Raw genomic sequence first — 26768 nt, forward strand, 5'->3', positions numbered from 1 at the left:
CACAGCCACAGCCACAGCCACAGCCACAGCCACAGCCACAGCCACAGCCACAGCCACAGCCACAGCCACAGCCACAGCCACAGCCACAGCCACAGCCACAGCCACAGCCACAGCCACAGCCACAGCCACAGCCACAGCCACAGCCGGAGCAACCGCCGCCTGTGGCACCTGAAGAGGCCGGGCCTGCGGTTGTTGCTGCCGAGTTGTCCATGTTGGAACACCCACAATGGAAACAAATGCAGTCGGATATTGCGGCACTGCGGCTCCAGATACAGGACATGCAGATGACCAATGTGGCCTTGCAGCGACAGTTGCTGCAAGTCCAAGAAGATCGCTTCTCTGCCACTGTGGTCTATATGTTGCTGGGTCTGTTGGCCGCCGTACTGGCATGGGCTGCATGGCTATGGCAACGTTCGCGCGCTTTCGCACCAGAGAGACAAGAAGATTGGACGGACATCAGAGACCATTCTCTGTTCTCGGAAGTAGAACTGCCTGAGCCAGCGTCCAAGGTGTCGCACGCCCCTGTCCGTGCGCCCTCTGCCGAAGACACCAGCCCCATCACTGCGCCCATTGTTCCTGCGCCATCGCCAGTCTTCACGGACTTGGCCGCCGAGGTTTCAGTGCCTGCTCTGGCACCTACGCCAGAGCAAGAGTTGGAGGCCTCGGTTTCCTTGGTTCTGGAGCCATCGCCCGCGCGCAATGTGATCAATGCAGAAGCCATTTTCGATTTGCAGCAACAGGCCGAGTTCTTCATCTCGGTAGGCGAAAACGATCAGGCCATCGGGGTAATGAAAAAGCACATTACCGAGAACGAGACTTCTTCGCCTCTGGCTTATCTTGAGTTGTTGCGCCTATACCATTCGTTGGGTCGGGTCGATGAGTTCAACCAGTTGCGCAACCAGTTTCATCAGCATTTCAATGCCTGTGCGCCCGAATTTGCCCATTTCAGCAAAACAGGGCGCTCCCTGTTGGGCTACACCGATGTATTGGCACGTATCGAAGCCCAATGGAACAGCCAAGAAGTGCTGGAAGAACTGGCGCACTGCCTGTTCGAGCGTGAAGGGGGTACGCCCAGATTTGATCTGAATGCCTATGACGATCTAATGCTGCTTTATGCGATTGCGCAAACCACCCCAGCCAGCGCCCGTGGTTTGCCATTGCCACGGTCACGCACCACCCCCACAGAGGATGAAGTAGAGGACATCGCTCCCCTGCCTGTAGCAGCGGTCGTCAAGAAAAAGGGCAGCACTGTCTCACTGCCCCCAGAGGCCCACTGGACGGCTCCACCCTCATTGCCAACCCTTCCTCCTCTGCCTGCTATTCCGCCAGTCCCAGTCCCAGTCCCAGTCCCAGTCCCAGTCCCAGTCCCAGTCCCAGTCCCAGTCCCAGTCCCAGTCCCTGCACCAGTCCCAGTGCCCACACCAGTACCGGCACCCACACCAGCACCAGAGGTTCAACCATCGGGTTTTTCGATGGATGATTTTTCTTGGACACCAGGCCAAGACCTTGACTTGCTTGCAGCACCCGCTCCCTTTACAGCGCCTGCAGTCAATAAACCCGCCATTACACCAGCTCCTGTACCACCAGCTTCTGGTCGCCGGATTTTGATTGATGGCGAAGAATTTGATCTGGACTTCACCTTGCCTGCTGGATTGGAACAAGAACTGATGGCCTTGGCAGCGCCCCCGGTCGTAGTGCCATCCGAAAAAACCCCGGTGGGTTTTGGCAACTACAGTGATCGCTTTGAAATCGGCATAGAACTGGAGCGACACACAGCCTCCACAGACAAGCCATCGCGTTGAGCTTGCTCGCAGCCATGAATTCTTGCACTACCTCTTCAGTTCGTCCGGCCCTGTGTGTGATGGTGCTAGGTACCACCAGCGGGGCTGGCAAGAGTTGGCTCGCCACAGCACTGTGCCGTTGGTTCAGCAACCGGGGATTGAAAGTAGCACCCTTCAAAGCGCAAAACATGAGCAACAATGCCCGTGTTGTCGTCGGCCCAGAAGGCTGCTTGGGTGAAATTGGCAGCGCACAATACTTTCAGGCACTGGCCGCCCGTGCCACCCCAGAAGTGCGTATGAATCCGCTGCTGCTCAAGCCCGAAGCCGATACACGCAGCCAAGTGGTGTTGTGGGGCCAGGTCAATGCTGAACTCACCGCCATGCCTTGGCGGGGCCGCAGCGAGAAAGTTTGGCCTGCCCTTCAAACAGCATTGGATGATTTGCGGGCCCACCACGATGTGGTAGTGATTGAGGGTGCAGGCTCTCCTGCCGAGATCAATCTGCACGCCAGCGATATCGTCAATATGCGGGTGGCACGCCATGCACAAGCGCGTTGCCTGCTGGTCACAGACATTGACCGAGGCGGCGCCTTTGCCCATCTTTATGGCACCTGGGCTTTGTTGCCCCCAGAGGAGCAGGCACTGATCCACGGCTTTGTGCTAAACAAATTCCGGGGCGATGCCGCCTTGTTGGCCCCGGCGCCACAGATGCTACAAGACCTGACCGGGGTGCCCACCGTGGCTACCTTGCCCATGTGGTGGCAACATGGCCTGCCCGAAGAAGACGGTGTGTTTGATGATCGCAGCCATAGCCAAGGTGCCGTGCATACCACGGTGGCGGTGATTGCCTACCCGCGCCTGAGCAATCTGGATGAATTTCAACCCCTCAAAAACATCCCTGGCGTACGCCTGCTGTGGGCACGCAGTCCGGCAGAATTGGCTGGGCTACAGCCTTCGGATTGGGTGGTGCTGCCCGGCTCCAAAGCCACGGCGGCAGATTTAGCATGGCTGCGCGCCCAAGGCTTAGATGCTGCCATAGCCGCCCATGCAGGAGCTGGGGGGCGGGTGTTGGGCGTGTGTGGTGGTTTGCAAATGCTGGGTGAGGCACTGATCGACCCCAACGGCATTGATGGCAATGGCCCCGGCTTGGGCCTGCTGCCTTTGGTCACGGTGTTTGAACCAGCCAAAACCGTGCGTTGCACCCGTGCGCGCTTTGCGCCTTTGTCTGGAGCATGGGCGGCCTTGTCGGGGGTGGAGGTGTCGGGTTACGAAATCCACCACGGCCAAACCACGCAGCACCCAGCCATGGCCGCCAAAGGGGATGTAGCCCAAGAAGTACTACCGGGCTTGGCTTGGCAAAATGGCACAGGCAATGTGCTGGGCTTGTACCTGCACGGCCTGCTCGAAGACTCGGCGGCCTTGCAAGCTCTGTTTGGTGCCACAGCACCCACGCTGGAGCAGGTGTTTGACGGCATGGCCGCCTACATCGACCGCCACTTTGCCCCTGGCGTGCTGGATGCCCTTATTGGGGCAAACTCCGAAATGCCCCGTTGAGGTATACCAACGCCTCGCCATCGTTGCGCTCGCGGGTAGCCAACACCTCGCACAAGAAGGCTTGGTGTGTGCTCTCCTCAAACACCTTGACCACACGGCAGTCAAAATTGGCCAAGGATTGTTGTAGCACCGGCACGCCGGTGACCAACTCATCCCATTGACCGTATTCGAATCGCTTGTCGCCATGCACATTGGGAATCATGGCGGCAAAGGCCTTGGCGACTTCTTCCTGATCTGCCGCCAGCACGTTGACGCACAACGCACCACTTTGCAGAATCAGGTCGCAGGCCACCACGTTTTTATTGACAAAAATGACCAAGCGCGGTGGGTCGGCAGTGACCGAGCAAACAGCGGTGGCCGTTAGCCCGGCACGTTCGTCGCCGTGGCGTGCCGAAATCAAAGTGACGCCAATGGCGAAGTGGCGCAAGCCGCCCCGATGGTCGTTGGACGACACTGGGGGCAAAGCGGCCAGCTCGGCGTTGGGTTGCCAATCTAGGCGTTGGTTGATCTCCGTGGTCATTTCTGTGCTTCTCGTGTGCGGTGCAATACAGGGGTTTAGGGCTTGGCGCCAAACGGGTTGTTGGCGGGCAACGGGCTGCCCAACAACTGGCCGCCCAGCAGTTCACCGATATTGTCTTGGTTTTGCGTGATGTGGTTGGCGCCCACCAAAATGTCCCGCATTTGGCGTTGCATCGGGTTGTTGAGCCAAACACCACGGGTCGAGGTTTTCTTGAACAGCATGTGGGCCGCCTCAAAGCATTCACCGCCCGTAAACTGGTTGGTGGCAAAATGGCGCACGCGCACATCCAACGGCACCAGTTCGCCCTTGGAGGCATAGCTCCAAGCTTCATTGGTGTTGTGCAGCACCCGCGAGGTAGCACCCAAAATCTTGGCCATCGCTTCACCCAAGCGGGCCTTGATGAAGGGGTCTTGCACCGCAGCGCCCACGGCTTGGTTGATGTTCTGGCGCGGCATCATGTGTTCGATATACAGATCAGCCATGCCGCGTGCCATACCGATGATGACCGACGATACCGCTGCGTAGAACACATAGAAGAATGGCATCTTGTACAGGTTAGCCACGTCGCCGTGGCTTTCTGGGCCGTAGGCACCAATGGCATGGCTGCGGTAGCTGGGCACAAACACATCCTTGAGGATGAGCTTCTTGCTGCCAGTGCCTGCCAGACCCACCACAAACCAGTCATCCACGATCTCAAAGTCGCTGCGCTGCACCCAGAACGAGCGGAACACCACTTCGCCATTTTCTTGTACCCGGCCCCCGACAAAAGCACCACCGGCAGCATGGTCGCAACCGCTGGAGGTGAGCCATTCACCATTGAGTACGTAGCCGCCTTCGGCTGTTTTGACCGTACCAAACGGGGCATAGGAAGAAGACACCAACTGGGTGTTGTCTTGGCCCCAAAGCTCATCGCCCACCTGTTCGGGCAGCAGGCCCACTTCAAACGGGTGGACACCCAACACCATCACGTTCCAAGCACTGGAAGGACAGCCACGGGCCAACTCGATCAACACCTGATTGAGCACATTGGGGTTCATTTCATAACCGCCCCAACGCCTGGGTTGCAAAATCTTGAAGAAACCAGCCTCTTGGAAGGCTTGTATGGTCTCTACCGACACCATGCGGGCTTTTTCGGTTGCATCGGCCTTTTCACGCAGCCACGGAATCATGTCCTGTGCGCGTTGGACGATTTCGGCCTCGGTCGGAATTTGCAACGCAAAATTTTCGCTCTTGCCCATGATGAATCTCCTGAAATATCGCTAAAAACGGTGGTGGGGTGAAATAGGAAAAAATCAACGTGGCTGGGCGCTGACCAAGCCATAACCGGCAATCCATTCGTTGATGGGGCGGTAATAGTCTTTGTGGGCCTCGTAAGGGCCAAGGGCAGCCAAGGCAGAAAACGCTGCCACCCAAGTACGAATCTCATGGGTAGAACGGCCTGCCACACGCGAGATTTCTTCGATATTGAAGTCGTCAATGCTGTCGAGCTGGCCCTGGACGAGGGTATCGATAAAGGCCAAGTCCCATTCGGCGTTCAATGGGGTTTGCGGGCTATCGCTGGTGCCATAAATTTTGCCTGCTGCAATGGTGCGTGCTTGGCGTGCAGCGCGGGCTTCGGGGGTAGGGTTGCGGCCTGCAATCAAAAAGTTGGCAATCTCATCGGGCGCATTGGCAATCAAAGGCACGGGCGGTTCGTGCGACAGGCCACCAGTGCCCAAAACCAGCACGCGCTTATTCAGGGTAGCCAAAAATCGACCCACCGCCTCGCCGAACTTGCGCACGCGGCGGTAAGGGCCAAACGGGGGCGCTACCGAGTTGATGATGATAGGAATCACCGGGTAACGGGTGAGGCTGCCAGTGAGTTCTTCCAGCGTTTGTGTGCAGCCATGATCGACTTGGAGGCGGTGCGACAGTGCCACATCGACATCGCTGTTGAGCACAAAGCGGGTCATCTCCAGTGCCAGATCGGAAGCCACCGACAGGGGGCCCACTTGGGTTTGGTAGTCACCCACCGAGTCTGCAGCAGTGGCAATCACAAACTGCGGCATCAGGTCATAAAACAGGCCGTTGTAGTGATCGGGGGCAAAGACGACGATCAACTCGGGGTCAAAGGCTTCGACTTCAGCACGGGCTTGGGCCAGCACGGCATCGACCTCCTGAACAATGTCAGCGCCAGGATCATTCAATCCCCGCAAGGGGGTGTGCGATAGGCATTTCAGTTGAATCTGCATGGTGTTGAGCATCAAAATCAGGGGAGCCCACAAGGGCTGGTGGCTACGTTCACCGCCGTGGTGAATAGGAAACCTGATCTTAGGCAGCGCATGCCTTACCGGAAAATCCAATGATGGATCTGTGCACAATGTGCACAAAATGGTTCGGGATTACCCGATGTTGCAGGAAATGACACCATGCCCCCCCTTCCCACAGCGCAAGACACCCCTTATCGCCACGTCCAAGGATTGAGCCGGGGCTTGGCTATCTTGCAAGAAATCAGCAGCGCCCCACAAGGCTGGGCCACCATTGCAGAACTGAGCCAGCGCACGGGCCTGCACCGCACCACGGTACGCCGGATGCTGGAAACTTTGCAAACCGAGGGCTATGTGCGCCGCAGTGCCTCAGACGACAGTTACCGGCTCAATGAAAAGGTGCGCCGCCTCAGCGACGGCTTTACCGATGATGAGTGGATTTCTGAGGTAGCCAACCCGGTACTGGGCGAGTTGTTGCAAAAACTGGTTTGGCCCTCCGATTTGTGTACGCTCGATGGCGACTCCATGCTGGTGCGCGAAACCACGCACCGCTTTAGCCCGTTGTCCTTTCACCGGGCAATGATTCGCCAACGTATGCCCGTTCTGCTCACGGCAGCGGGCCGTGCTTATCTGGCCTTTTGCAGTGCCGAGGAGCGCAAGCAGGTGCTGGGGCTACTGGTGTCCGGCCAAGATGAACAGGCTGCACTGGCGCAAAACCAGGTGCTGGTGGAACGCATGCTCGCCAAGGTGCGTGCCCAAGGCTACGCCACCAACGATGGGGAATGGAGTGCGCAACTCAAGACGGTGGCGATTGCTTTACCCATCGTTCACCAGGGCCGCGTGTTGGGCACCATCAATGTCGTGGTGCTCAAGAAAGCCATGAACGCCGCCGAGGCGGCCCGGCGCTACTTGCCCGATTTGCAAGCAGCAGTAGCCAAGATTGAACTGGCGTTACAAACCAATGCGGCTCTGGTGCCAGGGCGTTGACCTCTGCACGCCCCTTACACCTTAGCCACCCACAGAAGGCGACAATGGCAACTGCATTGTCTTTTCTCCATTGCTTTCCATGCTCTTGCCTTCTGACCTGCCCACTGTGTCTGACCTTGCAGACCCCGCACTGACTTGCGCACTGCACCATCTGATTGACCATAAAACCAAACCGCTAGGAGCACTGGGGCAACTGGAGGCACTGGCCTTGCAGTTGGGCCAGATTTTGGGCACGGAGCAACCGCACCTAGACGCCCCGCAGATGGTGGTGTTTGCCGGTGACCACGGACTGGCCGCCAAAGGGGTATCGGCCTACCCCAGCGACGTGACTTGGCAAATGGTGGAGAACTTTCTGGCCGGTGGTGCTGCCGTGAGCGTGTTGGCCCGCCAGCATGGCTTGGCCCTCACTGTTGTGGACTGTGGGGTAGCCCGGGATTTGGCTCCGCGTCAGGCTGTCGCGGGCCAACCGCAGTTGCTGATCCGTAAAGTAGCCGCTGGCACTCAGGATGCCTCTGGCGGCCCAGCCATGACATCTGGGCAATGTGCGCAGGCGTTACACCACGGCATGGAAGTCGTGCGTAGCCTACCGGGCAATGTGCTTTTGCTCGGAGAGATGGGAATTGGCAACACCTCGGTAGCGTCGTTGTTATTAGCACGGCTGTGCGGTGTGCCCCTAGAAGCTTGTACCGGAGCGGGCACAGGCTTGGATGGCGCAGGCATTGCCCGCAAACGGGCCATTTTGCAACAAGCATTGCAAGCCAACGCAAACGCCGTGGAGCCACTGGATGCGCTGGCGGCTCTGGGTGGCTTTGAAGTTGCCACCATGGTGGGCGCTGTGCTCCAAGCCGCCCATGAGCGCCGTGTGGTGGTGGTTGATGGTTTTATTACCAGTGCCGCCGTGCTGGTAGCCAGCCGTTTGCAGCCACGGGTGTTGCAGCGTTGTGTATTTGCGCACAATTCTGGAGAGCCGGGCCATGCACTGATGCTGGCACAGTTGCAGGCCCGCCCGTTGCTGGACTTAGGACTGCGTCTGGGCGAAGGCTCGGGGGCGGCCTTGGCCTGGCCCTTGTTGGTATCGGCCTGTGCCATCCTGCGCGAGATGGCCAGCTTTGCCGCAGCAGGCGTCACCACCAAAGCAGCCGCACAGTAACAAACGGGCGGCTCTGGCACCATGCCAGAGACAATCATGGGCTGCCATTTGACCTCTTTTTCCGAAGGAACACTGCCCATGCATACTGCCCCCCGAACCATCGATGCCAGCTTGCTGGCGCATCTGCAAACCTGGCAAGGTCAGACCGAGACCTTAACCGACCAAATTACAGTACCGCCGTTGCGGGGCTTGTCGGCCACGTTGGATCGCGATGACCCTGACCCCGTGCTGGGCACCCCAGTACCACCACTGGGGCACTGGTTGTATTTTCTGCCACAAACGCGCCAAAGTGGCCTCGGGCCAGATGGACACCCCCTGCGGGGTGGCTTTCTGCCACCCGTACCTCTGCCACGGCGCATGTGGGCAGGTGGGCGCCTGCGCTGGGAACCCAACAACCCATTGCGGGTGGGAGATACCGTGCAGCGGGTCTCGCGCATTGTTTCGGTCACGCACAAGGCCGGGCGCACAGGCGATTTGATCTTTGTGCTGGTAGAACATGCCATTCACAACGCCCAAGGGTTGGCCTTGACCGAAGAGCACGACATCGTCTACCGCGCAGCCCCGTTGCCCGGTGAGGCGGCTGCGGCCCCAGTGGCAGCAGAAGCAGATGCCCCTTGGGGGCGCCAGATCGTGCCCGATGATGTACTGCTTTTTCGCTATTCCGCCTTGACGTTTAATGGTCACCGCATCCATTACGACCGCCAGTATGTGACACAAACCGAAGGCTATCCCGGCTTGGTTGTGCATGGCCCATTGATTGCTACCTTGTTGCTCGATTTGCTGCGCCGTGAAATGCCCGAAGCGCAGGTACGCAGTTTCCACTTCAAGGCACTGCGCCCCACCTTTGATCTACACCCCTTTGCAGTGCATGGAAAGCCTTGCGCCGAGGGTCATACCGTGCGCCTGTGGGCCAGCGACCACCAAGGCTGGTTGACCATGCAGGGCATGGCAGAACTGACCTGATTTGGGCAGGGGACGGTACTGGTACGATCCCTGTGGCAGCACCTGTCTTGCCCACACACGGTCACTCCCAGCGTTGGTGCCAGGAGACCGCTCCCCGGAATAATTTCCCATCATTATTTTTATGAAAATAAACTCAATTCCAAAAAAAAGGCATCCATTGCTTGGAGGGGCGCTGCTGTTGGGGGCTTGGCTTTTGCCACCATGTGTGGCTCTAGCCCAAGAAACCAATAGCGAATCAAAGCTCAAGCTCTCGGGCTATGTATCAATAGTGGGCGGAAAAACCATCAGTGGCACGCTGGACTCCAACTACTCAGGGCCCACAAACATCAAGGACACCGACTGCCCTTGCTATGTAGCCGACTGGAGCAATGCCGGTGTCTATGGCGATCAATTCACGTTGCGGCCCGAATCACGCATTGGCATTCAAGGCAAATACTCCCTCAATGACAAGGCTGGCTTGACGGTGCAATTGGTCAGCCGTGGCACCCGTGCCACCCCTGATCTGGCGTGGGCCTTTGCCAGTTACAAGCTCAACGAGAATTTTGAGTTGTATTTGGGCCGTAAGCGCATACCGCTTTATTACTATTCTGATTTTCAGGACATTGGTGTTGCTTACCCTTGGGTGTCGCCCCCACCTGAACTGTATGGCTGGGAAGCCACCAATTACAACGGTGCCAGCCTGCGCTACAACCGCAGCATGGGAGACACCAGCTTGACGGCCAGCGTGTTTGCCGGTCAGGAAAAAGTGCGTAGCTCACGTTACCAAAAGCTTTACTACCCCGTAGACCGAACCAAAGTCCAGTGGAACAACATTATTGGCGGCGATGTGGAGGTCAATCATGGCCCCTTGACCTTGCGTGCCGTGTTGATGGGGGCCGATGCCCGCACCACCAACCGCAACGAGGCCAATTTTGTAGACAGCGAGGCCGCCCTGCGGGCCTATGGTTTAGCTGCCAATCTGGATTTTGATCGTTGGTTTGTGCTGTCTGAGTTCACACAACTGACCCGCAAATACGCCGAATACAAGGTAACAGCCCCTGCAGTGACGATAGGTGCCGGTATGCGCTTGGGCAAGTGGACTCCGTTCATCAACTATGCCCGCTTCAAAGAAAGCACGACCGACCTAGACCAATACGCACCCGGCACCTACCACCGCACATCCATGACATTGCGCTATGACCTGTCCTCCAGCAGTGCAGTTAAGGCCCAAGTGGATCGGAACATTGACGAAACCAATAACTTCGGTGGTCACTCCACCGTGTTTCGCATCAGTTATGACCGTGTTTTCTGATCAAGGGTGGACACGATGAAACAACTAAAAAATACATGTTTGCTCGCCTTGGGCTTGCTGCTGAGTCAGGCCTGTAGCGCCCAAGTGGCCGTGGTGGTGGGAGCACAAAGCAGTGCCACCGCATTGACCACAGAGCAAGCATCGGCGCTGTTTTTGGGCAAGTCAGACCAACTCGCAGGCGTGGGTGCCGTAGTGCTGCTAGACCAACCCGAATCGGTGGCGGTGCGCGAACAGTTCTACACCAAAGTGACGGGCAAATCGGCCGCACAAGTCAAGGCGGCTTGGGCGCGTCTGGTGTTCTCAGGCAAGGCGGCCCTGCCCAAAGAAGTGGGCAGTTCTGCTGAGGTCAAGAAAATGCTGGGCAGCAATCCCAAGGCTATTGGCTACATTGAGAAAAGTGCGGTCGATGCCTCGGTCAAAGTGCTGCTAACCGTGGACTAAAACGCCCCCTTGGCACTGCGCCAAGGAGCTGCTACGACCAGTCCTGTACCCCCTGCAATTCGGACATCAATGTATGAAATTTCGCTCGAAAATATGGCTGTTGCCACTGAGTGTGGGCGCTGCGTTTGGTGCAGGCCTGGTCATCAGTCTGGTGATCGGTTGGAACAACCATCGCAATCTGGAGCTGTTGCGCACGGTAGAGACGCCGTTTCTGGAACATTTGTTTGAAGCAGAGCGGGGCGTACACCAATTACAGGCCGATTTTCAGGCAGCCGCCGTAGAGGACGATGCCGATCGGCTCAAGGATGCACAAAACACCGCCAAGGATGTGCGGGCTGCGCTAGACAAATCCCGCCAACTTGATGGCAAGGCCGAACTGGTGGGCAATTTAAACGCTGCGTTTGATGCCTATCAAGCCGCAGCCTTACAGGCCACACAAGGCATGCTGAACAAAAGCGTATCGCCAGAACAGGTGCAACGCATGAACGCAGCACAAAAGGAGCTGGCCCGCCAGATGCAAATTTCGCGTCAACAGGCCCATGTCACTCTCGAGGAACGATTTAACGACCTGACCGCAGCCCAACGGGAGGGGCTGTTGGTCAATATAGCGACAGGGCTACTGATCGTGCTGGGTTTGGGCCTGGGGTCGCAGGCCATCATTGCCTCAGTATGGCGAGACCTGGGCGCCGAACCTGCCGATGCCGCCCTCTTGGTACGCCATGTGGGCCAGGGCGATCTCAGCAAGCACATGGCATTGCAGCGGGGGGATACCCACAGCCTCATGGCCCATCTGGAATCAATGCAGCAAAACCTGATCAACGTGGTCACGGGTATTCGCAGCCGTGCCGAATCCATGGCCAGTGCCACGACACAGATTGCCCGAGGCAATATGGACTTGTCGGTACGCACCGCACAGCAAGCCAGCGCGCTAGAACAGACGGCTGCGGCAATGGAAGCCTTGTCAACCACCGTGCGGCAAAACCATGAACGGGCCAACCAAGCCAACGAACTGGTTGGGTTGACCTCCTCCATTGCGGCCCAAGGGGGCACAGTGGTTACCCAAGTGGTTGATACAATGGAAGCCATCAATGTGTCGTCACAAAAGATTTCCGACATCATTGGCGTGATCGATGGCATTGCCTTCCAAACCAACATTCTGGCTTTGAATGCAGCGGTAGAAGCGGCCCGTGCAGGTGAGCAGGGGCGCGGGTTTGCCGTAGTGGCCTCTGAAGTACGCAGTTTGGCCGGGCGCAGTGCCGAGGCAGCCAAAGAGATCAAGACACTGATTGGCAACTCGGTCGATAGCGTCAGTGTGGGCTGCAAGCTGGTGGAAGAAGCGGGCAGCACCATGCACCAAATTGTGGACAGTGTGCATCGGGCCGCAGGCATCATGCAAGAAATTACCGATGCCAGCCAACAACAAGCACTGGACATCGACCAAGTCAAACAGGCCGTCATTCAGATGGATCACACCACGCGCGACAATGCGGCCTCGGTGCAAGATGCAGCCACTGCGGCCCAATCCCTAGAACAGCAGGCCAATGCGGTGGTGGAAACGGTGAGCGTGTTCAAGTTTTAAAGCCACAGCACCCAGCTCAAGGCGCAGGCGTTTTGGGCTGGTAGTCGCAGTAAGCGGCCACTGCGCACTCCCAGCAGCGTGGTTTGCGCGCTTGGCACACATAGCGCCCTAGCAAAATCAACCAGTGGTGGGCGCCCACCGCATAGGCATCGGGCACTCGCCGCAGCAGTTGCTGCTCTACCGCCAGAGGTGTTTTGCCCGGTGCCAGCCCGGTGCGATTGCCCACGCGAAAAATATGCGTGTCTACCGCCATTGTTGGCTCGCCAAAGGCCACATTCAGCACCACATTGGCGGTTTTGCGGCCCACGCCGGGCAGTTGCTCTAATGCTTGGCGAGTGCGCGGCACCTCGCCACCGTGGCGCTCCATCAGCAATTGGCAAGTTTGCAGCAAATGCCGGGCCTTGCTACGGTAGAGGCCTATGGTTTTGATATAGCTCTCTAACCCTTCTTGGCCCAGTGCCAGTATCGCCTGTGGGGTGTTGGCTACGGGGAACAATACCCGCGTCGCCTTGTTGACACTCACATCGGTAGCCTGTGCCGACAACAACACTGCCGTGAGCAGTTCAAAATGGCTTTGGTATTCCAGCTCGGTTTGGGGGTTGGGGTTGGCAGCTTGCAGGGTGGCAAAAAAGGGTTCTATCAGAGCAGCTTTCATGGCAGGCAGTGTAGGGCTTGGGCCGACGGGGGCACAATGCTAAGTTCACTTTTCCACCACCGATTTCTGTCATGCAATTTGCCTCCCGCCTCGACGCCATCGAAACCTCGGCCATCCGCGAACTGTTCAAGCTGCTAGGCAAGCCGGGCATCATCAGTTTTGCCGGTGGCTTTCCAGACAGCGCGATGTTTGATGTGGATGGCATTCGTGCCGCTACCGAGCAAGCCTTGGCCCAAGAGCCGGGCGCAGCTTTGCAATATGGTGCCACAGAGGGCTATCAGCCCCTGCGCGAGCAATTGGCAGCCTTTATGGCCAGCAAGGGCGTGCAAGACGCAGCCCCAGAGCAACTGATTGTGACCACCGGCAGCCAGCAAGCACTGGACTTGATTGGCAAAACCATGATCAGCCCTGGCGACAAAGTGATTGTGGAAGGCCCGACCTTTTTAGCCACTATCCAATGCTTTCGCCTCTACGGTGCAGACCTGATCACGGCACCCGTGGATGGCGAGGGCGTACAAACCGATGCACTGGAGCAGCTCATCATTGAGCACCGCCCCAAACTGATTTACCTGATTCCAACCTTTGGCAACCCCAGCGGAGCGACCTTGAGCCTGGCGCGGCGCAAGCGCGTATTGGAACTGGCAGCACAGTACCAAACGCTGGTGGTTGAAGACGATCCGTATGGTGATTTGTATTTCCATGCCGCACCACCGCCAAGCCTGCTGGCCTTGTCGGGCCAGGTGCCCGGTAGCCGTGAATGGTTGGCACATTGCGGCTCCCTCAGCAAGGTGCTGTCGCCGGGGTTGCGGGTGGGCTGGCTGATGGCCCCGCCTGCCCTGCTAGCCAATGCCGTGATGTGCAAACAGTTTAGCGATGCCCACACCAGCACCTTTGCCCAAGCCGTGGCCGCCCAATACCTACAAGCAGGCCGAATGCCTGCCACACTGGCCTATGTACGCCAAGTCTATGCCGAGCGCGCCCAAACTTTGTGCGATGCGCTACGCGAACAATTGGGCGATGCAGTGGAGTTCGTGCAGCCACAAGGCGGCCTGTTTGTCTGGTTGCGCCTGACCGGCGCGGGTGGCAAAGAGTGCAATGCCAACACCTTGGCCCAGCGGGCCATTGAGCGTGGCGTGGCTTTTGTGCCCGGTGCGCCCTTCTTTGCACAGAACCCCGACCCAGCAACGCTGCGCCTGTCGTTTGCCACTGCGGATGTCGCCAAAATCCGCGAAGGCGTGGCCCGGTTGGCCCAAGCCCTGAATGCCGTATGAACCGTTTGCAGTCTGAACTCCGGCGCCTGTATCTGTTGGAAGATATTGCAGCAGACAGCGCAGCCCCGGCCTTGATCGACGCCCAAGGTCGGGTGCGTGCCATCGTTGTAGAGCTGGCCCGCTCTGTGCCTTGGGAGCAGGTGGCAGCCTTTTGGCATCGGGTGCAAGACGATGCAGGCTTACCTCCCCCGGCGTTGGCGGTGTCGGGGCAGGATGGTTTTCAGCTCTGGTTCTCAGTGGCTGTGCCCGTGCCTCTGGCCCAAGCCCTGGACGTAGCGCAGTGGCTGCGCCAGCAATATGGGGCTGACGTGGTGCCCGCGCAACTGCGCACTTGGCCCACCCCGCAGCAGCAACACGCAGGACTGGTGCCTGCGGTGCAAAGTGCCACGGGTTATTGGTCTGCTTTTATCGTGCCCGGCTTGGGCAGTATGTTTGCCGATGAGCCTTGGCTAGAACGCGCCCCCAGCCCAGAGGCGCAAGCCGACCTCTTGCAACCCTTGCAAAGCATTACCCCAGCCGCTTGGAGCCGCATGGTGCAGCAATGCCATCCCGCACCCAGCACGTCAACGGCCGCGCTTGCCACACCCGGCCCTGCCGGAGTAGATGCGTACCATTTCTTGCACAGCGTGATGAACGATGTGGCCGTGCCTTTGCCGCTGCGCATGGAGGCGGCCAAGGCACTGCTGCCCTACAGCATCAAGCCCGTATCATCGCAGCCTTGAGACGTCCATTCCGGGCGAATTTTCCCATTGAAGGACAACTCCATGCGCAAAACATTCCAACTCCAGATAGAAGGCAAGCACCCCGACCGCGTGCTAGACGCCACCAAGCACGAGATTCGCAAATACCTCAAGCGCGAACGCAGCCGCCCCCTGCCCAAGGGGGTGGATTATTGGGACTTTGCCTGCCAGTTTGGCCCCAGCAAAGAAACGGCCACCCCCATTGGGGTGGGAGCGATCATCGCAGCAGTCGATGCTCTGGCTAAAGAGGGCGGCACCCATTTTTATCTGGAGATTTTGGCAGGCCACGGCCAACGCCAAGCCCCACCAGTGCGTGGCCCCGTAGAGCCGCCTATCGCTGCCCCCTATTTGGGCAAGGACTGAGCACTGACCGCCTGGGCAGCGCGCAGCTTGTCCTTCTTGCTTGGGCGTTTGCCTTTGATGCCGCCATTGCCAGGAGCGGGCACAGGGGCCACTTCGGTCGGTTCAAAGCCGTCGATATGCTCCAGTGGCACACTGAGGTGCTGGCGCTTTTCAATCAAATGCCAATGGGCTTGGCTGGCCGGAGTCACCAACGTGACGGCCAGGCCACTTTCACCAGCACGGCCTGTGCGGCCAATGCGGTGTGTGTAATCTTCGGTGGAGCGCGGCAAGTCGTAATTGACTACCACCGGCAATTGGGCAATGTCAATACCACGGGCAGCCAGGTCGGTCGTGACCACCACCTGCCAGCGGTGGGCCTTGAACTCATCGAGCACCTGCGTGCGCGCACCTTGGCTCAGGTCTCCATGAAAAGGGGTGGCAAACACCTTGGCACGATAAAGCTTTTCTGCCAAATGCTCTGCCATGTATTTGGTACCGACAAACACCAGCACCCGATCCCAGCCTTCATCCTTGATCAGCTTGAGCAAAAGCTGGGTGCGGCGCTTGTCGTCTACGGCTATGGCGCGTTGAAGAATGGTGGCCTCGGGTGGGGAATCCTCCTCGCGGGCAACCACTTCGATACGCACGGGTGTGCGCAACAGGCTGTGCGCTAAGGTTTGCACGCCATCGGGAAAGGTAGCCGAGAACAACAACGTTTGCCGTTGCACGGGCAACAGCGCCAGCACGCGCTGCAATTCTTCGCTAAAGCCCAAATCCAACAAACGGTCGGCCTCGTCCAACACCAACAATTGCACGGCAGACAGGCGCAACGCACGCTGGGCTACCAAATCGAGCAAACGCCCTGGCGTGGCTACCACAATGTCGGCCCCGCCACGCAAAGCCATCATTTGTGGGTTGATAGAAACACCCCCAAACGCCACCACCACTTTGGGCGGTTGTGGCAAGGGTTGGCCCAACGCACGCACCACCTCGCCCACTTGGGCAGCCAGCTCACGCGTGGGTACCACCACCAAGGTATGCACCCGGCGGGCTCCACTGCGGGGGCGCGGTGCCAGCAGCAGATTCTGGTGCTGCTGTAGTGCAGGCAGAGCAAAGGCTGCTGTTTTGCCCGAGCCGGTACGGGCGCAAGCCCAAACATCGGCACCGCCCAGAATGGCTGGAATAGCCTGCGTTTGGATGGGTGTGGGCACCGTAAAGCCCAACGCGCTGGCGGCACGGGCAAGAGCAGGAGAAAGGCCAAGAGAGGCAAAGGGCATGGTGAGAAAAAGGTGCAGTAGAAGGTGGCCAACAGGCAAAGGGGGATTGTGCGCCATGCCGGTATCTGGCCCGATAATTGCTCACCGGTGTCCCCATCAGCTTGCTGTGAAAGTTCGTGCCATGCCTTTGTCTGTTGACTCCTCCACCATCACCCACAGCATCCAGCTTTCTGTAGCACCCGTGTTTTTGCTCACTGCCGTGGCAGGCATGATTGGTGCTGTAGCCGGACGGTTGGCACGCATCATCGACCGCGCCCGACTGGTGGAAGAGCGCGCCCGCCAATCCACCGATTCCGATTTTCTGCAACGTGCCTTGTTGGAGTTGGGCTATCTGCGCACCCGAGGGCGCATGGCCAATGGTTGCATTGGCCTGCTCACGCTGTGCGGCTTTCTTATTGGCCTGACCATTGTGTTGCTATTTTTGGGTGAGACCACCAGCCTGCGCGGCCACAGTTGGGCTTTGGGCAGTTTTCTGATCGGTGTGGTGTCGTTTTTGCTGGCGCTGGTACTGTTCTTCGTAGAGACGGTCATGGCCACCCGACTGCTCAACTTCCACATGTTGGGGCATGATGGCCCACGCTAACCCGGCATGGTGCCAACACGCTAGGATGGCATATTCCACCGACGATACAAGAGACGGAGCGTTCTTATGAAAGGCAACTTTGCCGCCATTGTGCTGGTGCTGCTGGGCACCTTTTTTCTGCTCAACAACCTAGAGCTGATCAACGTCAGCCTGTTCCAACTGTTCAGGGTTTGGTGGCCGTTGATTCTGATTGTGGTGGGGATCATGCTGTTTTTCTCCCCCGACCGGCGCGACCGCAAATGAAGGGCTTGGCCAGTCTGGGAGGCTTGGTTTACTCCACCGAGCATGGGCGCATGTGCCCTGATTGCCGTCAACCACAGGCACAGTGCATTTGCAAAGCAGCCCCTGTGCCCCAAGGCGATGGCATCGTGCGTGTCTCGCGCGAAACCAAGGGGCGCGGCGGCAAGGCAGTGACACTGGTCAAAGGGGTGCTGCTAGAGGCCACCGCCTTGGCCCAATTGGGCAAACAGCTCAAGGCGGCCTGTGGCACTGGGGGCACCGTCAAAGACGGGGTGATTGAGGTGCAAGGCGACCACATAGAACGGGTGATAGAAGCACTGAAAAAACAGGGCTATACCGTCAAGCGTGCAGGCGGATGACAATAGACGACCAACCCGTTCCCGCCTTGGTGCTGGAGGCCTGGAAGCAATCGATTGTGCGGGCAACACCCGCAGCCATCCAGGCCCTCGTGGCCCAACAGCCAGAGCTAGGGGCAGGTTTCAGAATAGGCAAGATCGATTTAACGATAGCGCGCAACCGCATCCAGCGCCGCCTGGGGCAATTGCAAGAGTTGCCTTGCGTCTACCGCGACCTGCTGGTGCAAACCACCTTGTCGGCCTCCCTGGTGTCGGTGTTGTCCCAGCAGGTGTTGGAGCGTTGGGCAGTGCCGCTGTGCCATTGCTTTGGCACCGTGGCTTTGGTGGCGGCCCTGTATCTGGATGAGCGTGATGCCGTGCGCCATCTGGCACCGCAATGGCTGGCACACCCCCCAGCACCAGAGGAAGCACCCACTGCCGACACCGTACGGGTTGCCGCACCACGCTTGCAGGCCGAACTCCTCCCCCTGTTGGCCCATTTGCACACCCTGTCCGCACAGGCTGGGGTGTCTGACGCTGCCTCCAGCGTTGTGCCCACAGCGCCCAACGCCCACACACCAGCGCCCACACCCAGCACCCGCCGCACCGCCAACGAACAACGGCTGATGCAGGCATGGCGTGAAAAAGACAAGGAATCCAAACGCCTGCGCCGAGAACTCAACGCACTGACAGGCCAACACCAGCAACAGGGACAGGCTTTGGCCTCGGCCCAGCATGCACTAGAAAGCGCCAAAACGCTGGCCGCCACGGCAGAAGCCGAGCGCATCGCGCTGCAAACCCAATGGGAAACGCGTGTGACTCAGCGTGTCACGGCGCTGTGGGATGAACGCTTGCTGCCTTGGCTGCGGCCCGCCGAAACCTTGGCCGATGAGGTGGCCGCCCTCTCCAGCAACCATAGCAGCCTGTTGCAACAGGCCGACGCTTTGTTGCAACGCCAAGCAGCACACGACCGCTTGCATGGCCTACGCTCACAGCTGCGCACTGAACTGTTGGCCTGCCAACAAGCCCATGCCCGTCTGGTGCAAGCCCACCGCGATGCGCTGCGCCCCCTGCCCGAATTGCTCCCACTGGCCCAGCAGCTACAAGCCCGGATGCAACACATAGAACAATGCCTGCACAACCATGCCCCGTTGCCTGCACCCGCACATCCCCTGCTGGCACAGATGGAACAAACGCTGGCAACACAGCAGACACTGGATGGCGTTGCAGCAATGCGCCGTGCATTACAGGCCAGTGCCACCCTGGGATGGTTAGACAACCAGTCCTTGCAACAAGCCTACGCCTTGATCGATCAAGCCAGCATCAGGTTGTACGCACTGACCAGCACGGCCCCGCGTGGGGCCAAGAACCTGGCCCTGCCTTTGCGGGCTTTGCAGACAGAACTGGCCCAAGGCCACCCAGCCACGCTGCTGGTAGATGGTCACAATGTGCTATTCACCCAAACAGCAGCTTTTAAACCGTGGTATGAACAGGGGCAACCGGGTGCCCAAGCCCGCGAACACCTCACTGCTCTGTTGGTCGCCACAGCGCAGCGTTACCCAACCCTGCATATCCACCTATGGTTTGATGGCCCCGTTCTTTCGGACAGCACACGGGCAGCCAATATGCGGGTGCATTTTTCTGGCGGCCAAGGCAGCGACCGCGCAGATGCGCGTCTCTTGGCCTATCTGCACCATTTACAGGTGGCAACACCAGCCCACCTGCGGCTGCTGGTGACACAAGACCAAGCCCAAGCCGCACAAGCCGAGGACACTGGCGCTTGGATACTCGCGCCAGCAGAACTGCTCTATTGGGTGCGTCCTCACATTTGAGTGGCTGGCTTGCTTATTTGGCTACGGCCGCAGCAGCGCGGGCCTCTTCAGCCTTCTTTTTGGCTTCATCCGCCTTTTTTTGCAGTTCTTGGGCTTCTTTCTCAGCAGCTTCAGCTTCCTTGGCCTTGGCCGCAGCCGCTTCAGCCTCTTTGGCCTTCGCATCAGGGGTCAAAGCACCTGCCAAGGCATTGCCCGCTAAAGAGCCAGCCACGGCCCCCACAGCAGCCGCCCCCAATGTTCCCATCATTCCAGAACCACCTGCCGTTGGGGCAGCAGGCACAGCAGCGCCAGCCGCCGCGCTGGCCGGTGCCACAGGTGCTGTTGCGGGGGTAGGCGCCACCGGAGCAGCAGGCCGGGTGGTGGCCAAGGGCGACACCGGGGCACTAGGCGCCGTTACAGGGGCTGTGGGGGTGGCATGGCTGCCAATACGGGCTGCAGGCACAGGCTTACTGTTGCCAAAGCGTTTAGCATGGGCCAATGAGGGCATAACCAAAGCCGCCGCCGTGAACGTTAATACCGTGGCGGTGGTGTGCAGCGAGAAGCGGGGCATGAAACAGTCTCCAGTAGGTTGTAATGGGACACGTGCCACCCAACGGCAGCAGTGTGTCCAGACTGTTGTTGAGAGCAGGCACCCGTTTTTAAGTTCCATGCAGAATGGGCAGGGCGTTCGGGTCTTCTGGAGGGTCGGTGCTAAACACCGGGCGGGTGCCAAAGTAACCCAGGTACAAATTGCGGGCAATGCCGTGGGCCACCGTCTGCAATTCTTGCGCGACCTCCGGGGCAAACAACCGCTCAGTATGCACAGCCCACAACCGCACCCAAGCAGCAAAATGTTCGGGGGTGATGCCTTGTAGTGCCATGTGCTTGGCAAACACATTGCCGCTATACCGTTTGCTGCCCAGTGCAATCGTGCTCCAAAAATCGACCATGCGCTGCAAGTGCGGCTCCCAGCGATCGTGCAAAGCCTGTTCAAACACTGGCCCCAGTACCGGATCAGCACGCACATCGGCATAAAAGCGATGCACCAAGGCGGTAATGTGTTCCAAATCAGGGGCCGAGGCTTGGGCAAGGGGCAGGGGGGGGGCAGCAGCAGTCATGGTGACAAGAATGTGAGGGGCAACGACAAAGGAAACGCGGCTCTCATCCATTCTGCCAAGAGGCCCAACGCAAGCGCAAGCGCATACCCACTTCGCTGGTGTAGCCTACCGATGCCGCCTGCAATTGCCCCTGGGCATCCAGCACCAACAAGGCCGGCACGGCATGCACACCCAAGCTGCGGGCCAAGGTGCCATCCGCATCTATTGCCGTGGGCCAAGGCAGGCTGCGCTGTTGCAATACCCGTTGTACCTGCGCAGCCTGCCCCGATTGCATGGCGATGGTCAGCACTGGCCAGTCAGCCTGCACCCGCGTTACGCTGTGCTCCTCAGTTCGGCAAATAGGGCACCACTCCGCCCAAATATGCAACGCCACCGGCTTGCCGGGGTAGCGCGCCCGCCACTCACTCAGGCGCAAGCGCTCCCCACTGACCAACTGCACCGTGGCATCGGGCACCAAGCCGTGAGGCAGATGGCGCGTGTGCCAAAAGTGGGCGGCTGCCACAACGACCAGCAAGGCCAACACAGTAGGTGCCTGCCTGCGGGCCACATGGCGCCAACGCTCCAGCCAACGTGCCACCAATGTTGGGGGCGCAGCGTTCAACGCAAGACTTCCAGCAACCGATCCAACCCACCGCTGTTAATAGCCACCTTGGCTTGGGCACGCACCGCAGGTTTGGCATGGTAGGCCACCGACACCCCCGCCACGCCCATCATCGGCAGATCATTGGCACCATCCCCCACGGCAATGGCTTGTTGTGGATCGATACCCATCAGTGATGCCACTTCCAGCAAGGTGCGCCGCTTTTCTGCGCCATCACAGATATCACCCCAACTTTGCTCGATCAGACGCCCCGTGAGGTGGCCGTCTTCCATCTCCAACCGATTGGCACGGGCAAAGTCCATTCCCAAGCCAGCCTTGACCCGGTCGGCAAAGAAAGTAAAACCGCCCGAGACCAACAAGGTCTTCAAACCAGCGGCCCGTGCCGCTGCCATCAGCTCTTGGGCACCGGGATTGAAGCGCAAACGCTCGGCAAACACTGCCTCTAGGTGGCTGACGGGCACGCCCTTGAGCAGTGCCAAACGGCGGCGCAGGCTCTCCTTAAAATCGGTGATCACGCCCTGCATTGCCGCCTCAGTGATGGCGGCCACCTCTGCTTTGCGCCCGGCCGCATCGGCAATTTCATCAATACATTCGATATTGATCAGGGTGGAATCCATATCAAACGCAATCAGTTTGAAATCCTGCAAGCGCAACGCAGCATCTATATTTTGAATCACAAGGCCGGGGGACAATTCTGTGGATGGCATAGCTATATGGTGGATACAGAGAAAATAAAAAATAAGGCGGCCCGGCCCCAGCCATCTGGCCCAATATGTCCAGCTCAGGCCGGTGGCGGACGCAGATACAACTGATCAGACCAAGTAGCCAACCATTCTGGCTTAAAGGCCACAAAGACGGCGGTGAGCATGCCCGTCATGAAGGCATCACCCCAAGCCATGAGCCAATGGGCCACCATCGACAGATTGCTGTCCACCCCCGGCAACGGTTGCCCCAACCATTGCGCCAGCCCCGATGAGGCAAACAGGCAAATCGCAGTGCCCAAAAAAGCCCGGCCCAACACATAAACAAACAGATGTTCCCCGGTCAGTCGCCGCAGCAAGGCACCCAGACCCAGTGCCAAAGTGGCGGGCAGCACGCCTTGCCATAGCGCCAAAGCCATCATGCTATCGAGCGATAAGGCACCACTGAGCATCTCGGCAATAAAGGCCACCAACAGCAGCAGGGGTACGGCCAACGGCCAGCCCAGCATCAACGTGACCATGCAGGCGCCCGAGAACTGCAATTGCAGCGGCATAGCATGCAATTGGGGCAAGGCCCACATCCACGGCAACACCACCAAGGTCGCCAATACCGGCGTGAGTAAGGTGCCACCACGCAACCAGCGCCACGGGCGCATCCACAGGGCCACAGCCAAGGTGCAGACCAACAAGCTGGCATTGAGAAAGGAGTCGCTGGCAGGAATCATGGGGTGTGGCCGTACCAATCGGCCAGTAACAAGCAGGGCATACGCGAGAACCCGTTGGTGTGGTGTGTGACCAAGGTCTGGTTATGCGCCAAGGCTGTAGTACCTGCGATCAGCGCGTCTATGGTGCCAATGGGTGTTCCCTGTGCAATCAAGGCATACAGGCCATATTTCAGTCAGAACCACCCCGCCGCAGGGGTAGCGATGGCGCTGGCTGGGGTTTGGCGCGGGCGACGACACCATCACCCATGCGAATGGCGACTTGCAACACAACGCCCCCAATGTAATGGGCAAAATTATACGTTCTGTCCCATTACATGGCTGGTACAGCCTCGCCCAGCGGCTTTCCCAAACTGCGCAAAATCTCGCGCACGGCTTGGGCACGGTCTTGTGGGTCGGGCAGGGCGCGTTCAATGCGCAGCTTTTCGTTGCCAGCCAACTTGATGTGCTTGTGCTTTTGCACCAGTTCAATAATGCGCATCGGATCGATGGGCGGCTGAGGCTTGAAGGTGATGATGATGACGCCCGGCGTGGCATCCACCTTCATGACGCCATAGGGCTGACTGAGCACACGCAAACGATGGACATCGATCAACGTTTGGGCTTGCGGTGGCAGCTTGCCAAAGCGGTCAACAATTTCTTCCAGCAGTGCATCCATTTGGTTGGCAGTTTTGGCCGTGGCCAGCTTTTTATAAAAGCTCAGGCGCAAATGCACATCGCCGCAATAATCGTCTGGCAACAAAGCCGGGGCATGCAGGTTGATGTCGGTGGTGGCCGAGAGTGGGGCCAATAAATCCGGCTCTTTACCCGCTTTCAGGCAGCGCACGGCCTCTGACAACATTTCGTTGTAGAGCTGAAAACCTATCTCCATCATGTTGCCGCTTTGGTTCTCGCCCAGCACCTCGCCCGCGCCACGGATCTCCAAATCGTGCATGGCCAAATAAAAGCCGCTGCCCAGCTCTTCCATGGCTTGGATGGCGTCTAGCCGCTGTTGTGCCTGTTTGGTCAGGCTTTCTACATCAGGCACCATCAGATAGGCATAGGCTTGGTGGTGGCTACGGCCCACCCGACCGCGCAACTGGTGCAATTGTGCCAAGCCAAATTTGTCGGCCCGGCTCATGATGATGGTGTTGGCGGTGGGCACGTCAATGCCGGTCTCGATGATGGTGGAGCACAGCAGGATGTTGAAACGCTGCGCCACAAAGTCGCGCATCACTTTTTCCAGTTCGCGCTCGGGCATTTGGCCGTGCGCCACGCCAATGCGCGCCTCGGGCAAGATTTCTAGCAACTTTTGGCGGCGGTTCTCAATCGTTTCCACCTCGTTGTGCAAAAAGTAACACTGGCCGCCGCGCTCGAGTTCGCGCAGCACTGCCTCGCGAATCACGCCGTTGTTCTCACTGCGCACAAAGGTTTTGATGGCCAAGCGCCGTTGTGGGGCCGTGGCAATCACACTCAGGTCGCGCAGGCCTTCTAGTGCCATGCCCATGGTGCGCGGAATCGGGGTGGCCGTCAGGGTGAGCACATCGACCTCGGCGCGCAAAGCCTTCATTTGCTCTTTGTGCCGCACACCAAAGCGGTGTTCTTCGTCAATGATGAGCAGACCCAGATTTTTGAATTGGGTGGACTCAGACAACAGCTTGTGCGTGCCCACCACAATGTCCACCGTACCATCGGCAATGCCCTTGATAGCGGCAGAGATCTCTTTGCCCGAGCGAAAGCGTGACACTTCGGCAATTTTGACCGGCCATTTGGCAAAACGGTCTACCAGCGTTTGGTAATGCTGCTCGGCCAGCAACGTGGTCGGGGCCAGCAAGGCCACCTGCTTGCCCCCAGTCACCGCCACAAAGGCCGCACGCAGCGCCACTTCGGTTTTACCAAAACCCACATCGCCACACACCAGCCTGTCCATGGGGCGGGGGCTGATCATGTCTTGGATCACGGCGTGGATGGCGGCGTTTTGGTCGGCGGTTTCTTCAAAGCCAAAGTCGTTGGCAAATTGTTCGTATTCTTGCGGGTGGAAGCGGAAGGCAAAGCCTTCGCGGGCCGCACGGCGGGCGTAGATATTGAGCAGCTCGGCCGCACTGTCGCGCACCTGCTCGGCAGCTTTGCGCTTGGCTTTTTCCCATTGGCCGCTGCCCAGCTTGTGCAGCGGGGCTTCGTCAGCACTCACGCCGGTATAGCGGCTAATCAGGTGCAACTGGCTGACCGGCACGTAGAGCACGGCTTGGGCTGCGTATTCCAAATGCAAGAACTCTTGCAGGGCCGGGCTGCCATCGGCGTTTTTCTCGCCCAAATCCATATTCACCAGCCCCCGATAGCGACCAATGCCATGCTGGCTATGAACGACCGGATCGCCGATATTGAGTTCACTCAAGTCCTTAATCAGCGCCTCCACATCGCTGACTTGTTCTTGCTTTTTGCGCCGGCGGGTGCTGGCCCCAGCAGCAAACAATTCGGTCTCTGTGATGAAATCTATGCCCTGTTCTACACAGGAGAAACCCGCCGTCAAGGCCGCAGTGGCCATGCCCAACGGCTCGGTGCTGGCTACAAAGTCAGCCAATGACTCAAACACCACCGGCTGCACTTTGCCAGCGCGCAGAAAGTCCAGCAAGCTCTCGCGTCGGCCATTGCTTTCGGCCAGCAGCAACACGCGCTGTGGCGTCTGGGCAATGTAGGTGCGCAAACGGGCCAATGGGTCTTCAGACCCCCGCACCACCGATACATCTTGGATGCTTTGGATGTCGGACTTGTCTGCCACCGCATCGCTGTTGGCGGGGCGCAGTGCCAGTTGGGCATGGGCCTTGCACTGGCCGTAGAACTGTTCAGCACTCAAGAACAGGGCTTGCGGTGGCAGCACGGGGCGCTCTGGATCGCCCTGCACCAAGCGGTAGCGATCTTGGGTGTCTTGCCAAAAACGTTGGAACACCGGTTCCAAATCACCATGCAGCACCACGGTGGCATGTTCGCCCAGGTAGTCAAATACGGTGGCAGTGTCGTCAAAGAACAGTGGCAGGTAATACTCAATGCCTGCGGTGGCTACCCCGTTGCCCATGTCTTTGTAGATACGGCTTTTGGTTGGGTCGCCCTCCAGCAACTCGCGCCAGCGGCTGCGAAACTTGGCCCGTGCGGCTTCATCCATCGGAAACTCGCGCCCCGGCAGCAAGCGCACCTCAGGCACGGGGTAAAGGCTGCGCTGGGTATCGGGGTCAAAGGTGCGGATACTGTCAATTTCGTCATCGAACAAATCAACCCGATAGGGCACGGGCGATCCCATCGGAAACAGATCAATCAGGCCACCGCGCACCGCATACTCGCCAGGGCTGACCACCTGTGTCACATGGTTGTAACCTGCCAAGGTGAGTTGGGCGCGGAATTGGGCCTCATCTAGCTTTTGTCCCACCTTGAAATGGAAGGTGTAGCCCGCCAGAAAGCTCGGTGGTGCCAGCCGGTACAGGGCCGTGGTGGCCGGCACAATCACCACATCGGCCCCTGTATCTTGCGCTTTTTGGCGGATACGCCAAAGTGCAGCCAGACGTTCGCTGATCAAATCTTGGTGCGGCGAGAACGTGTCGTAAGGCAGCGTTTCCCAGTCCGGAAACAGCGCACAGCGCAAGCCTGGCGCAAAGAATGCCAGCTCATCGAGCAAGCGCCCAGCATCCGTAGCATCGGCAGTCACGATGGCGGTGGTTCGGCGAGCAGCCTGCTCGCGCTCGCCCAGACAGGCCAGCAGCAAAGCATCGGCACTGCCCAGAGGGCGAGGAAGGGTAAAGCGTTTGCCAGGAGAGAGTTTGGGGAGGTCCATGCGCTCAGGAGGAAAATGGCCGCACCTCGGCCCCGGTGGCGCAAACGGCGCGCGCACCG

At 58.8% G+C, this 26768-nt stretch carries 28 protein-coding genes; 15 read left to right on the plus strand and 13 right to left on the minus strand.

Translation table 11 applies throughout. The features are described from left to right. On the minus strand, positions 1-258 hold a 258-nt coding region (locus tag ACYVB2_RS00975), incomplete at its 3' end, for a hypothetical protein (protein ID WP_460534884.1). On the opposite strand from ACYVB2_RS00975, the gene ACYVB2_RS00980 reads away from it, so the two are divergent. Together ACYVB2_RS00980 and ACYVB2_RS00985 are read left to right on the plus strand one after the other, a co-directional pair. Continuing rightward, positions 237-1802 (plus strand): type IV pilus assembly protein FimV, encoded by a 1566-nt coding sequence (locus ACYVB2_RS00980; RefSeq protein WP_460534887.1) that lies wholly within the window; start codon positions 237-239, stop codon positions 1800-1802. The genes ACYVB2_RS00975 and ACYVB2_RS00980 overlap by 22 nt on opposite strands. Positions 1803-1861: 59 nt before the next feature. Then, complete coding sequence (locus ACYVB2_RS00985) at positions 1862-3334, plus strand: cobyric acid synthase (RefSeq protein ID WP_382431769.1); 1473 nt, start codon at positions 1862-1864, stop codon at positions 3332-3334. On the opposite strand, the gene ACYVB2_RS00990 is transcribed toward ACYVB2_RS00985, so the two are convergent. The 3 genes from ACYVB2_RS00990 to ACYVB2_RS01000 are packed head-to-tail and all read right to left on the minus strand — an operon-like array spanning position 3303 to position 6085. Next, positions 3303-3854, minus strand: a complete 552-nt coding sequence (locus ACYVB2_RS00990) for a flavin reductase family protein (protein WP_382431418.1) — start codon at positions 3852-3854, stop codon at positions 3303-3305. The genes ACYVB2_RS00985 and ACYVB2_RS00990 overlap by 32 nt on opposite strands. Before the next feature lie 35 nt (positions 3855-3889). Next, positions 3890-5092, minus strand: a complete 1203-nt coding sequence (locus tag ACYVB2_RS00995; RefSeq protein WP_382431416.1) for an acyl-CoA dehydrogenase family protein — start codon at positions 5090-5092, stop codon at positions 3890-3892. 54 nt (positions 5093-5146) lie between these two features. Next, the gene (locus ACYVB2_RS01000) at positions 5147-6085 is read right to left on the minus strand and encodes a 3-carboxyethylcatechol 2,3-dioxygenase (protein WP_382431414.1); all 939 of its coding nucleotides are present in this window, start codon (positions 6083-6085) and stop codon (positions 5147-5149) included. Between the two features lie 177 nt (positions 6086-6262). On the opposite strand from ACYVB2_RS01000, the gene ACYVB2_RS01005 reads away from it, so the two are divergent. From ACYVB2_RS01005 to ACYVB2_RS01030, 6 genes are all read left to right on the plus strand, one after another. After that, the gene (locus ACYVB2_RS01005; protein ID WP_382431412.1) at positions 6263-7087 is read left to right on the plus strand and encodes a DNA-binding transcriptional regulator; all 825 of its coding nucleotides are present in this window, start codon (positions 6263-6265) and stop codon (positions 7085-7087) included. A gap of 79 nt (positions 7088-7166) precedes the next feature. After that, on the plus strand, positions 7167-8237 hold the full coding sequence (gene cobT / locus ACYVB2_RS01010) for a nicotinate-nucleotide--dimethylbenzimidazole phosphoribosyltransferase (protein WP_382431410.1): 1071 nt from the start codon (positions 7167-7169) through the stop codon (positions 8235-8237). Between the two features lie 78 nt (positions 8238-8315). Continuing rightward, positions 8316-9200 (plus strand): HTD2 family dehydratase, encoded by an 885-nt coding sequence (locus ACYVB2_RS01015; protein WP_382431408.1) that lies wholly within the window; start codon positions 8316-8318, stop codon positions 9198-9200. A 205-nt stretch (positions 9201-9405) separates the two neighbouring features. After that, the gene (locus tag ACYVB2_RS01020; RefSeq protein WP_382431406.1) at positions 9406-10491 is read left to right on the plus strand and encodes a porin; all 1086 of its coding nucleotides are present in this window, start codon (positions 9406-9408) and stop codon (positions 10489-10491) included. Between the two features lie 15 nt (positions 10492-10506). After that, complete coding sequence (locus ACYVB2_RS01025) at positions 10507-10932, plus strand: type 2 periplasmic-binding domain-containing protein (RefSeq protein WP_382431404.1); 426 nt, start codon at positions 10507-10509, stop codon at positions 10930-10932. A gap of 73 nt (positions 10933-11005) precedes the next feature. After that, on the plus strand, positions 11006-12511 hold the full coding sequence (locus ACYVB2_RS01030; protein ID WP_382431402.1) for a methyl-accepting chemotaxis protein: 1506 nt from the start codon (positions 11006-11008) through the stop codon (positions 12509-12511). A gap of 16 nt (positions 12512-12527) precedes the next feature. Here the strand turns inward: ACYVB2_RS01030 and nth are convergent, their stop codons facing one another. Beyond that, positions 12528-13166, minus strand: coding sequence for an endonuclease III (gene nth / locus ACYVB2_RS01035; RefSeq protein WP_382431400.1), 639 nt, complete (start codon positions 13164-13166; stop codon positions 12528-12530). Between the two features lie 71 nt (positions 13167-13237). Here nth and ACYVB2_RS01040 point away from each other — a divergent pair, with 71 nt between their 5' ends. Genes ACYVB2_RS01040 through ACYVB2_RS01050 form a run of 3 tightly spaced genes read left to right on the plus strand, consistent with a single transcriptional unit; the run spans position 13238 to position 15540 of the window. Next, positions 13238-14437, plus strand: coding sequence for an aminotransferase-like domain-containing protein (locus ACYVB2_RS01040; protein WP_382431398.1), 1200 nt, complete (start codon positions 13238-13240; stop codon positions 14435-14437). After that, positions 14434-15159, plus strand: a complete 726-nt coding sequence (locus tag ACYVB2_RS01045) for a hypothetical protein (RefSeq protein ID WP_382431396.1) — start codon at positions 14434-14436, stop codon at positions 15157-15159. The genes ACYVB2_RS01040 and ACYVB2_RS01045 overlap by 4 nt, the downstream gene beginning before the upstream one ends. 42 nt (positions 15160-15201) lie before the next feature. After that, positions 15202-15540 (plus strand): DUF6172 family protein, encoded by a 339-nt coding sequence (locus ACYVB2_RS01050; protein ID WP_382431394.1) that lies wholly within the window; start codon positions 15202-15204, stop codon positions 15538-15540. Here the strand turns inward: ACYVB2_RS01050 and ACYVB2_RS01055 are convergent. Next, positions 15522-16796, minus strand: coding sequence for a DEAD/DEAH box helicase (locus ACYVB2_RS01055; protein WP_382431392.1), 1275 nt, complete (start codon positions 16794-16796; stop codon positions 15522-15524). The two genes, ACYVB2_RS01050 and ACYVB2_RS01055, sit on opposite strands and share 19 nt — an antisense overlap. Positions 16797-16917: 121 nt before the next feature. Between ACYVB2_RS01055 and ACYVB2_RS01060 the strand changes: the two genes are divergently transcribed. From ACYVB2_RS01060 to ACYVB2_RS01075, 4 genes are all read left to right on the plus strand, one after another. Next, on the plus strand, positions 16918-17379 hold the full coding sequence (locus tag ACYVB2_RS01060) for a DUF2721 domain-containing protein (RefSeq protein ID WP_382431390.1): 462 nt from the start codon (positions 16918-16920) through the stop codon (positions 17377-17379). Between the two features lie 66 nt (positions 17380-17445). Beyond that, positions 17446-17622, plus strand: coding sequence for a LiaI-LiaF-like domain-containing protein (locus tag ACYVB2_RS01065; RefSeq protein WP_382431388.1), 177 nt, complete (start codon positions 17446-17448; stop codon positions 17620-17622). Then, a complete protein-coding gene (locus ACYVB2_RS01070) occupies positions 17619-17978 on the plus strand; it encodes a translation initiation factor Sui1 (protein ID WP_382431386.1) in 360 nt (119 codons plus the stop codon). Before ACYVB2_RS01065 ends, ACYVB2_RS01070 begins: the two co-directional genes overlap by 4 nt. After that, positions 17975-19786: a hypothetical protein gene (locus tag ACYVB2_RS01075; protein WP_382431384.1), complete on the plus strand. Its 1812-nt coding sequence runs from the start codon at positions 17975-17977 to the stop codon at positions 19784-19786. Before ACYVB2_RS01070 ends, ACYVB2_RS01075 begins: the two co-directional genes overlap by 4 nt. Positions 19787-19799: 13 nt before the next feature. Here ACYVB2_RS01075 and ACYVB2_RS01080 read toward each other — a convergent pair whose 3' ends face one another. The 7 genes from ACYVB2_RS01080 to mfd form a co-directional block, all read right to left on the minus strand. Then, positions 19800-20336, minus strand: a complete 537-nt coding sequence (locus ACYVB2_RS01080; protein WP_382431382.1) for an ABC transporter substrate-binding protein — start codon at positions 20334-20336, stop codon at positions 19800-19802. Between the two features lie 88 nt (positions 20337-20424). Then, positions 20425-20883, minus strand: coding sequence for a group III truncated hemoglobin (locus ACYVB2_RS01085; RefSeq protein ID WP_382431380.1), 459 nt, complete (start codon positions 20881-20883; stop codon positions 20425-20427). A 43-nt stretch (positions 20884-20926) separates the two neighbouring features. Continuing rightward, on the minus strand, positions 20927-21484 hold the full coding sequence (locus ACYVB2_RS01090) for a redoxin domain-containing protein (protein ID WP_382431378.1): 558 nt from the start codon (positions 21482-21484) through the stop codon (positions 20927-20929). Further along, a complete protein-coding gene (gene serB, locus ACYVB2_RS01095) occupies positions 21481-22191 on the minus strand; it encodes a phosphoserine phosphatase SerB (RefSeq protein ID WP_382431376.1) in 711 nt (236 codons plus the stop codon). The genes ACYVB2_RS01090 and serB overlap by 4 nt, the downstream gene beginning before the upstream one ends. Positions 22192-22265: 74 nt before the next feature. After that, a complete protein-coding gene (locus ACYVB2_RS01100) occupies positions 22266-22910 on the minus strand; it encodes a hypothetical protein (protein ID WP_382431374.1) in 645 nt (214 codons plus the stop codon). Beyond that, positions 22907-23062, minus strand: coding sequence for a PIN domain-containing protein (locus ACYVB2_RS01105; RefSeq protein WP_382431372.1), 156 nt, complete (start codon positions 23060-23062; stop codon positions 22907-22909). The genes ACYVB2_RS01100 and ACYVB2_RS01105 overlap by 4 nt, the downstream gene beginning before the upstream one ends. Positions 23063-23220: 158 nt before the next feature. Further along, on the minus strand, positions 23221-26709 hold the full coding sequence (gene mfd, locus ACYVB2_RS01110; protein WP_460534907.1) for a transcription-repair coupling factor: 3489 nt from the start codon (positions 26707-26709) through the stop codon (positions 23221-23223). Between the last annotated feature and the right edge of the window lie 59 nt (positions 26710-26768).

It is taken from the genome of Giesbergeria giesbergeri, from assembly GCF_054779375.1.

What these genes read in the sequence shown, in the direction of transcription:
- ACYVB2_RS00980 (WP_460534887.1), top strand. Translation starts at nt 237, where the DNA reads ATGCAGTCGGATATTGCGGCACTGCGGCTCCAGATACAGGACATGCAG.
- ACYVB2_RS00985 (WP_382431769.1), top strand. Translation starts at nt 1,862, where the DNA reads ATGGTGCTAGGTACCACCAGCGGGGCTGGCAAGAGTTGGCTCGCCACA.
- ACYVB2_RS00990 (WP_382431418.1), bottom strand. Translation starts at nt 3,854, where the DNA reads ATGACCACGGAGATCAACCAACGCCTAGATTGGCAACCCAACGCCGAG.
- ACYVB2_RS00995 (WP_382431416.1), bottom strand. Translation starts at nt 5,092, where the DNA reads ATGGGCAAGAGCGAAAATTTTGCGTTGCAAATTCCGACCGAGGCCGAA.
- ACYVB2_RS01000 (WP_382431414.1), bottom strand. Translation starts at nt 6,085, where the DNA reads ATGCAGATTCAACTGAAATGCCTATCGCACACCCCCTTGCGGGGATTG.
- ACYVB2_RS01005 (WP_382431412.1), top strand. Translation starts at nt 6,263, where the DNA reads ATGCCCCCCCTTCCCACAGCGCAAGACACCCCTTATCGCCACGTCCAA.
- cobT (WP_382431410.1), top strand. Translation starts at nt 7,167, where the DNA reads ATGCTCTTGCCTTCTGACCTGCCCACTGTGTCTGACCTTGCAGACCCC.
- ACYVB2_RS01015 (WP_382431408.1), top strand. Translation starts at nt 8,316, where the DNA reads ATGCATACTGCCCCCCGAACCATCGATGCCAGCTTGCTGGCGCATCTG.
- ACYVB2_RS01025 (WP_382431404.1), top strand. Translation starts at nt 10,507, where the DNA reads ATGAAACAACTAAAAAATACATGTTTGCTCGCCTTGGGCTTGCTGCTG.
- ACYVB2_RS01030 (WP_382431402.1), top strand. Translation starts at nt 11,006, where the DNA reads ATGAAATTTCGCTCGAAAATATGGCTGTTGCCACTGAGTGTGGGCGCT.
- nth (WP_382431400.1), bottom strand. Translation starts at nt 13,166, where the DNA reads ATGAAAGCTGCTCTGATAGAACCCTTTTTTGCCACCCTGCAAGCTGCC.
- ACYVB2_RS01040 (WP_382431398.1), top strand. Translation starts at nt 13,238, where the DNA reads ATGCAATTTGCCTCCCGCCTCGACGCCATCGAAACCTCGGCCATCCGC.
- ACYVB2_RS01045 (WP_382431396.1), top strand. Translation starts at nt 14,434, where the DNA reads ATGAACCGTTTGCAGTCTGAACTCCGGCGCCTGTATCTGTTGGAAGAT.
- ACYVB2_RS01050 (WP_382431394.1), top strand. Translation starts at nt 15,202, where the DNA reads ATGCGCAAAACATTCCAACTCCAGATAGAAGGCAAGCACCCCGACCGC.
- ACYVB2_RS01055 (WP_382431392.1), bottom strand. Translation starts at nt 16,796, where the DNA reads ATGCCCTTTGCCTCTCTTGGCCTTTCTCCTGCTCTTGCCCGTGCCGCC.
- ACYVB2_RS01060 (WP_382431390.1), top strand. Translation starts at nt 16,918, where the DNA reads ATGCCTTTGTCTGTTGACTCCTCCACCATCACCCACAGCATCCAGCTT.
- ACYVB2_RS01065 (WP_382431388.1), top strand. Translation starts at nt 17,446, where the DNA reads ATGAAAGGCAACTTTGCCGCCATTGTGCTGGTGCTGCTGGGCACCTTT.
- ACYVB2_RS01070 (WP_382431386.1), top strand. Translation starts at nt 17,619, where the DNA reads ATGAAGGGCTTGGCCAGTCTGGGAGGCTTGGTTTACTCCACCGAGCAT.
- ACYVB2_RS01075 (WP_382431384.1), top strand. Translation starts at nt 17,975, where the DNA reads ATGACAATAGACGACCAACCCGTTCCCGCCTTGGTGCTGGAGGCCTGG.
- ACYVB2_RS01080 (WP_382431382.1), bottom strand. Translation starts at nt 20,336, where the DNA reads ATGCCCCGCTTCTCGCTGCACACCACCGCCACGGTATTAACGTTCACG.
- ACYVB2_RS01085 (WP_382431380.1), bottom strand. Translation starts at nt 20,883, where the DNA reads ATGACTGCTGCTGCCCCCCCCCTGCCCCTTGCCCAAGCCTCGGCCCCT.
- serB (WP_382431376.1), bottom strand. Translation starts at nt 22,191, where the DNA reads ATGCCATCCACAGAATTGTCCCCCGGCCTTGTGATTCAAAATATAGAT.
- ACYVB2_RS01100 (WP_382431374.1), bottom strand. Translation starts at nt 22,910, where the DNA reads ATGATTCCTGCCAGCGACTCCTTTCTCAATGCCAGCTTGTTGGTCTGC.
- mfd (WP_460534907.1), bottom strand. Translation starts at nt 26,709, where the DNA reads ATGGACCTCCCCAAACTCTCTCCTGGCAAACGCTTTACCCTTCCTCGC.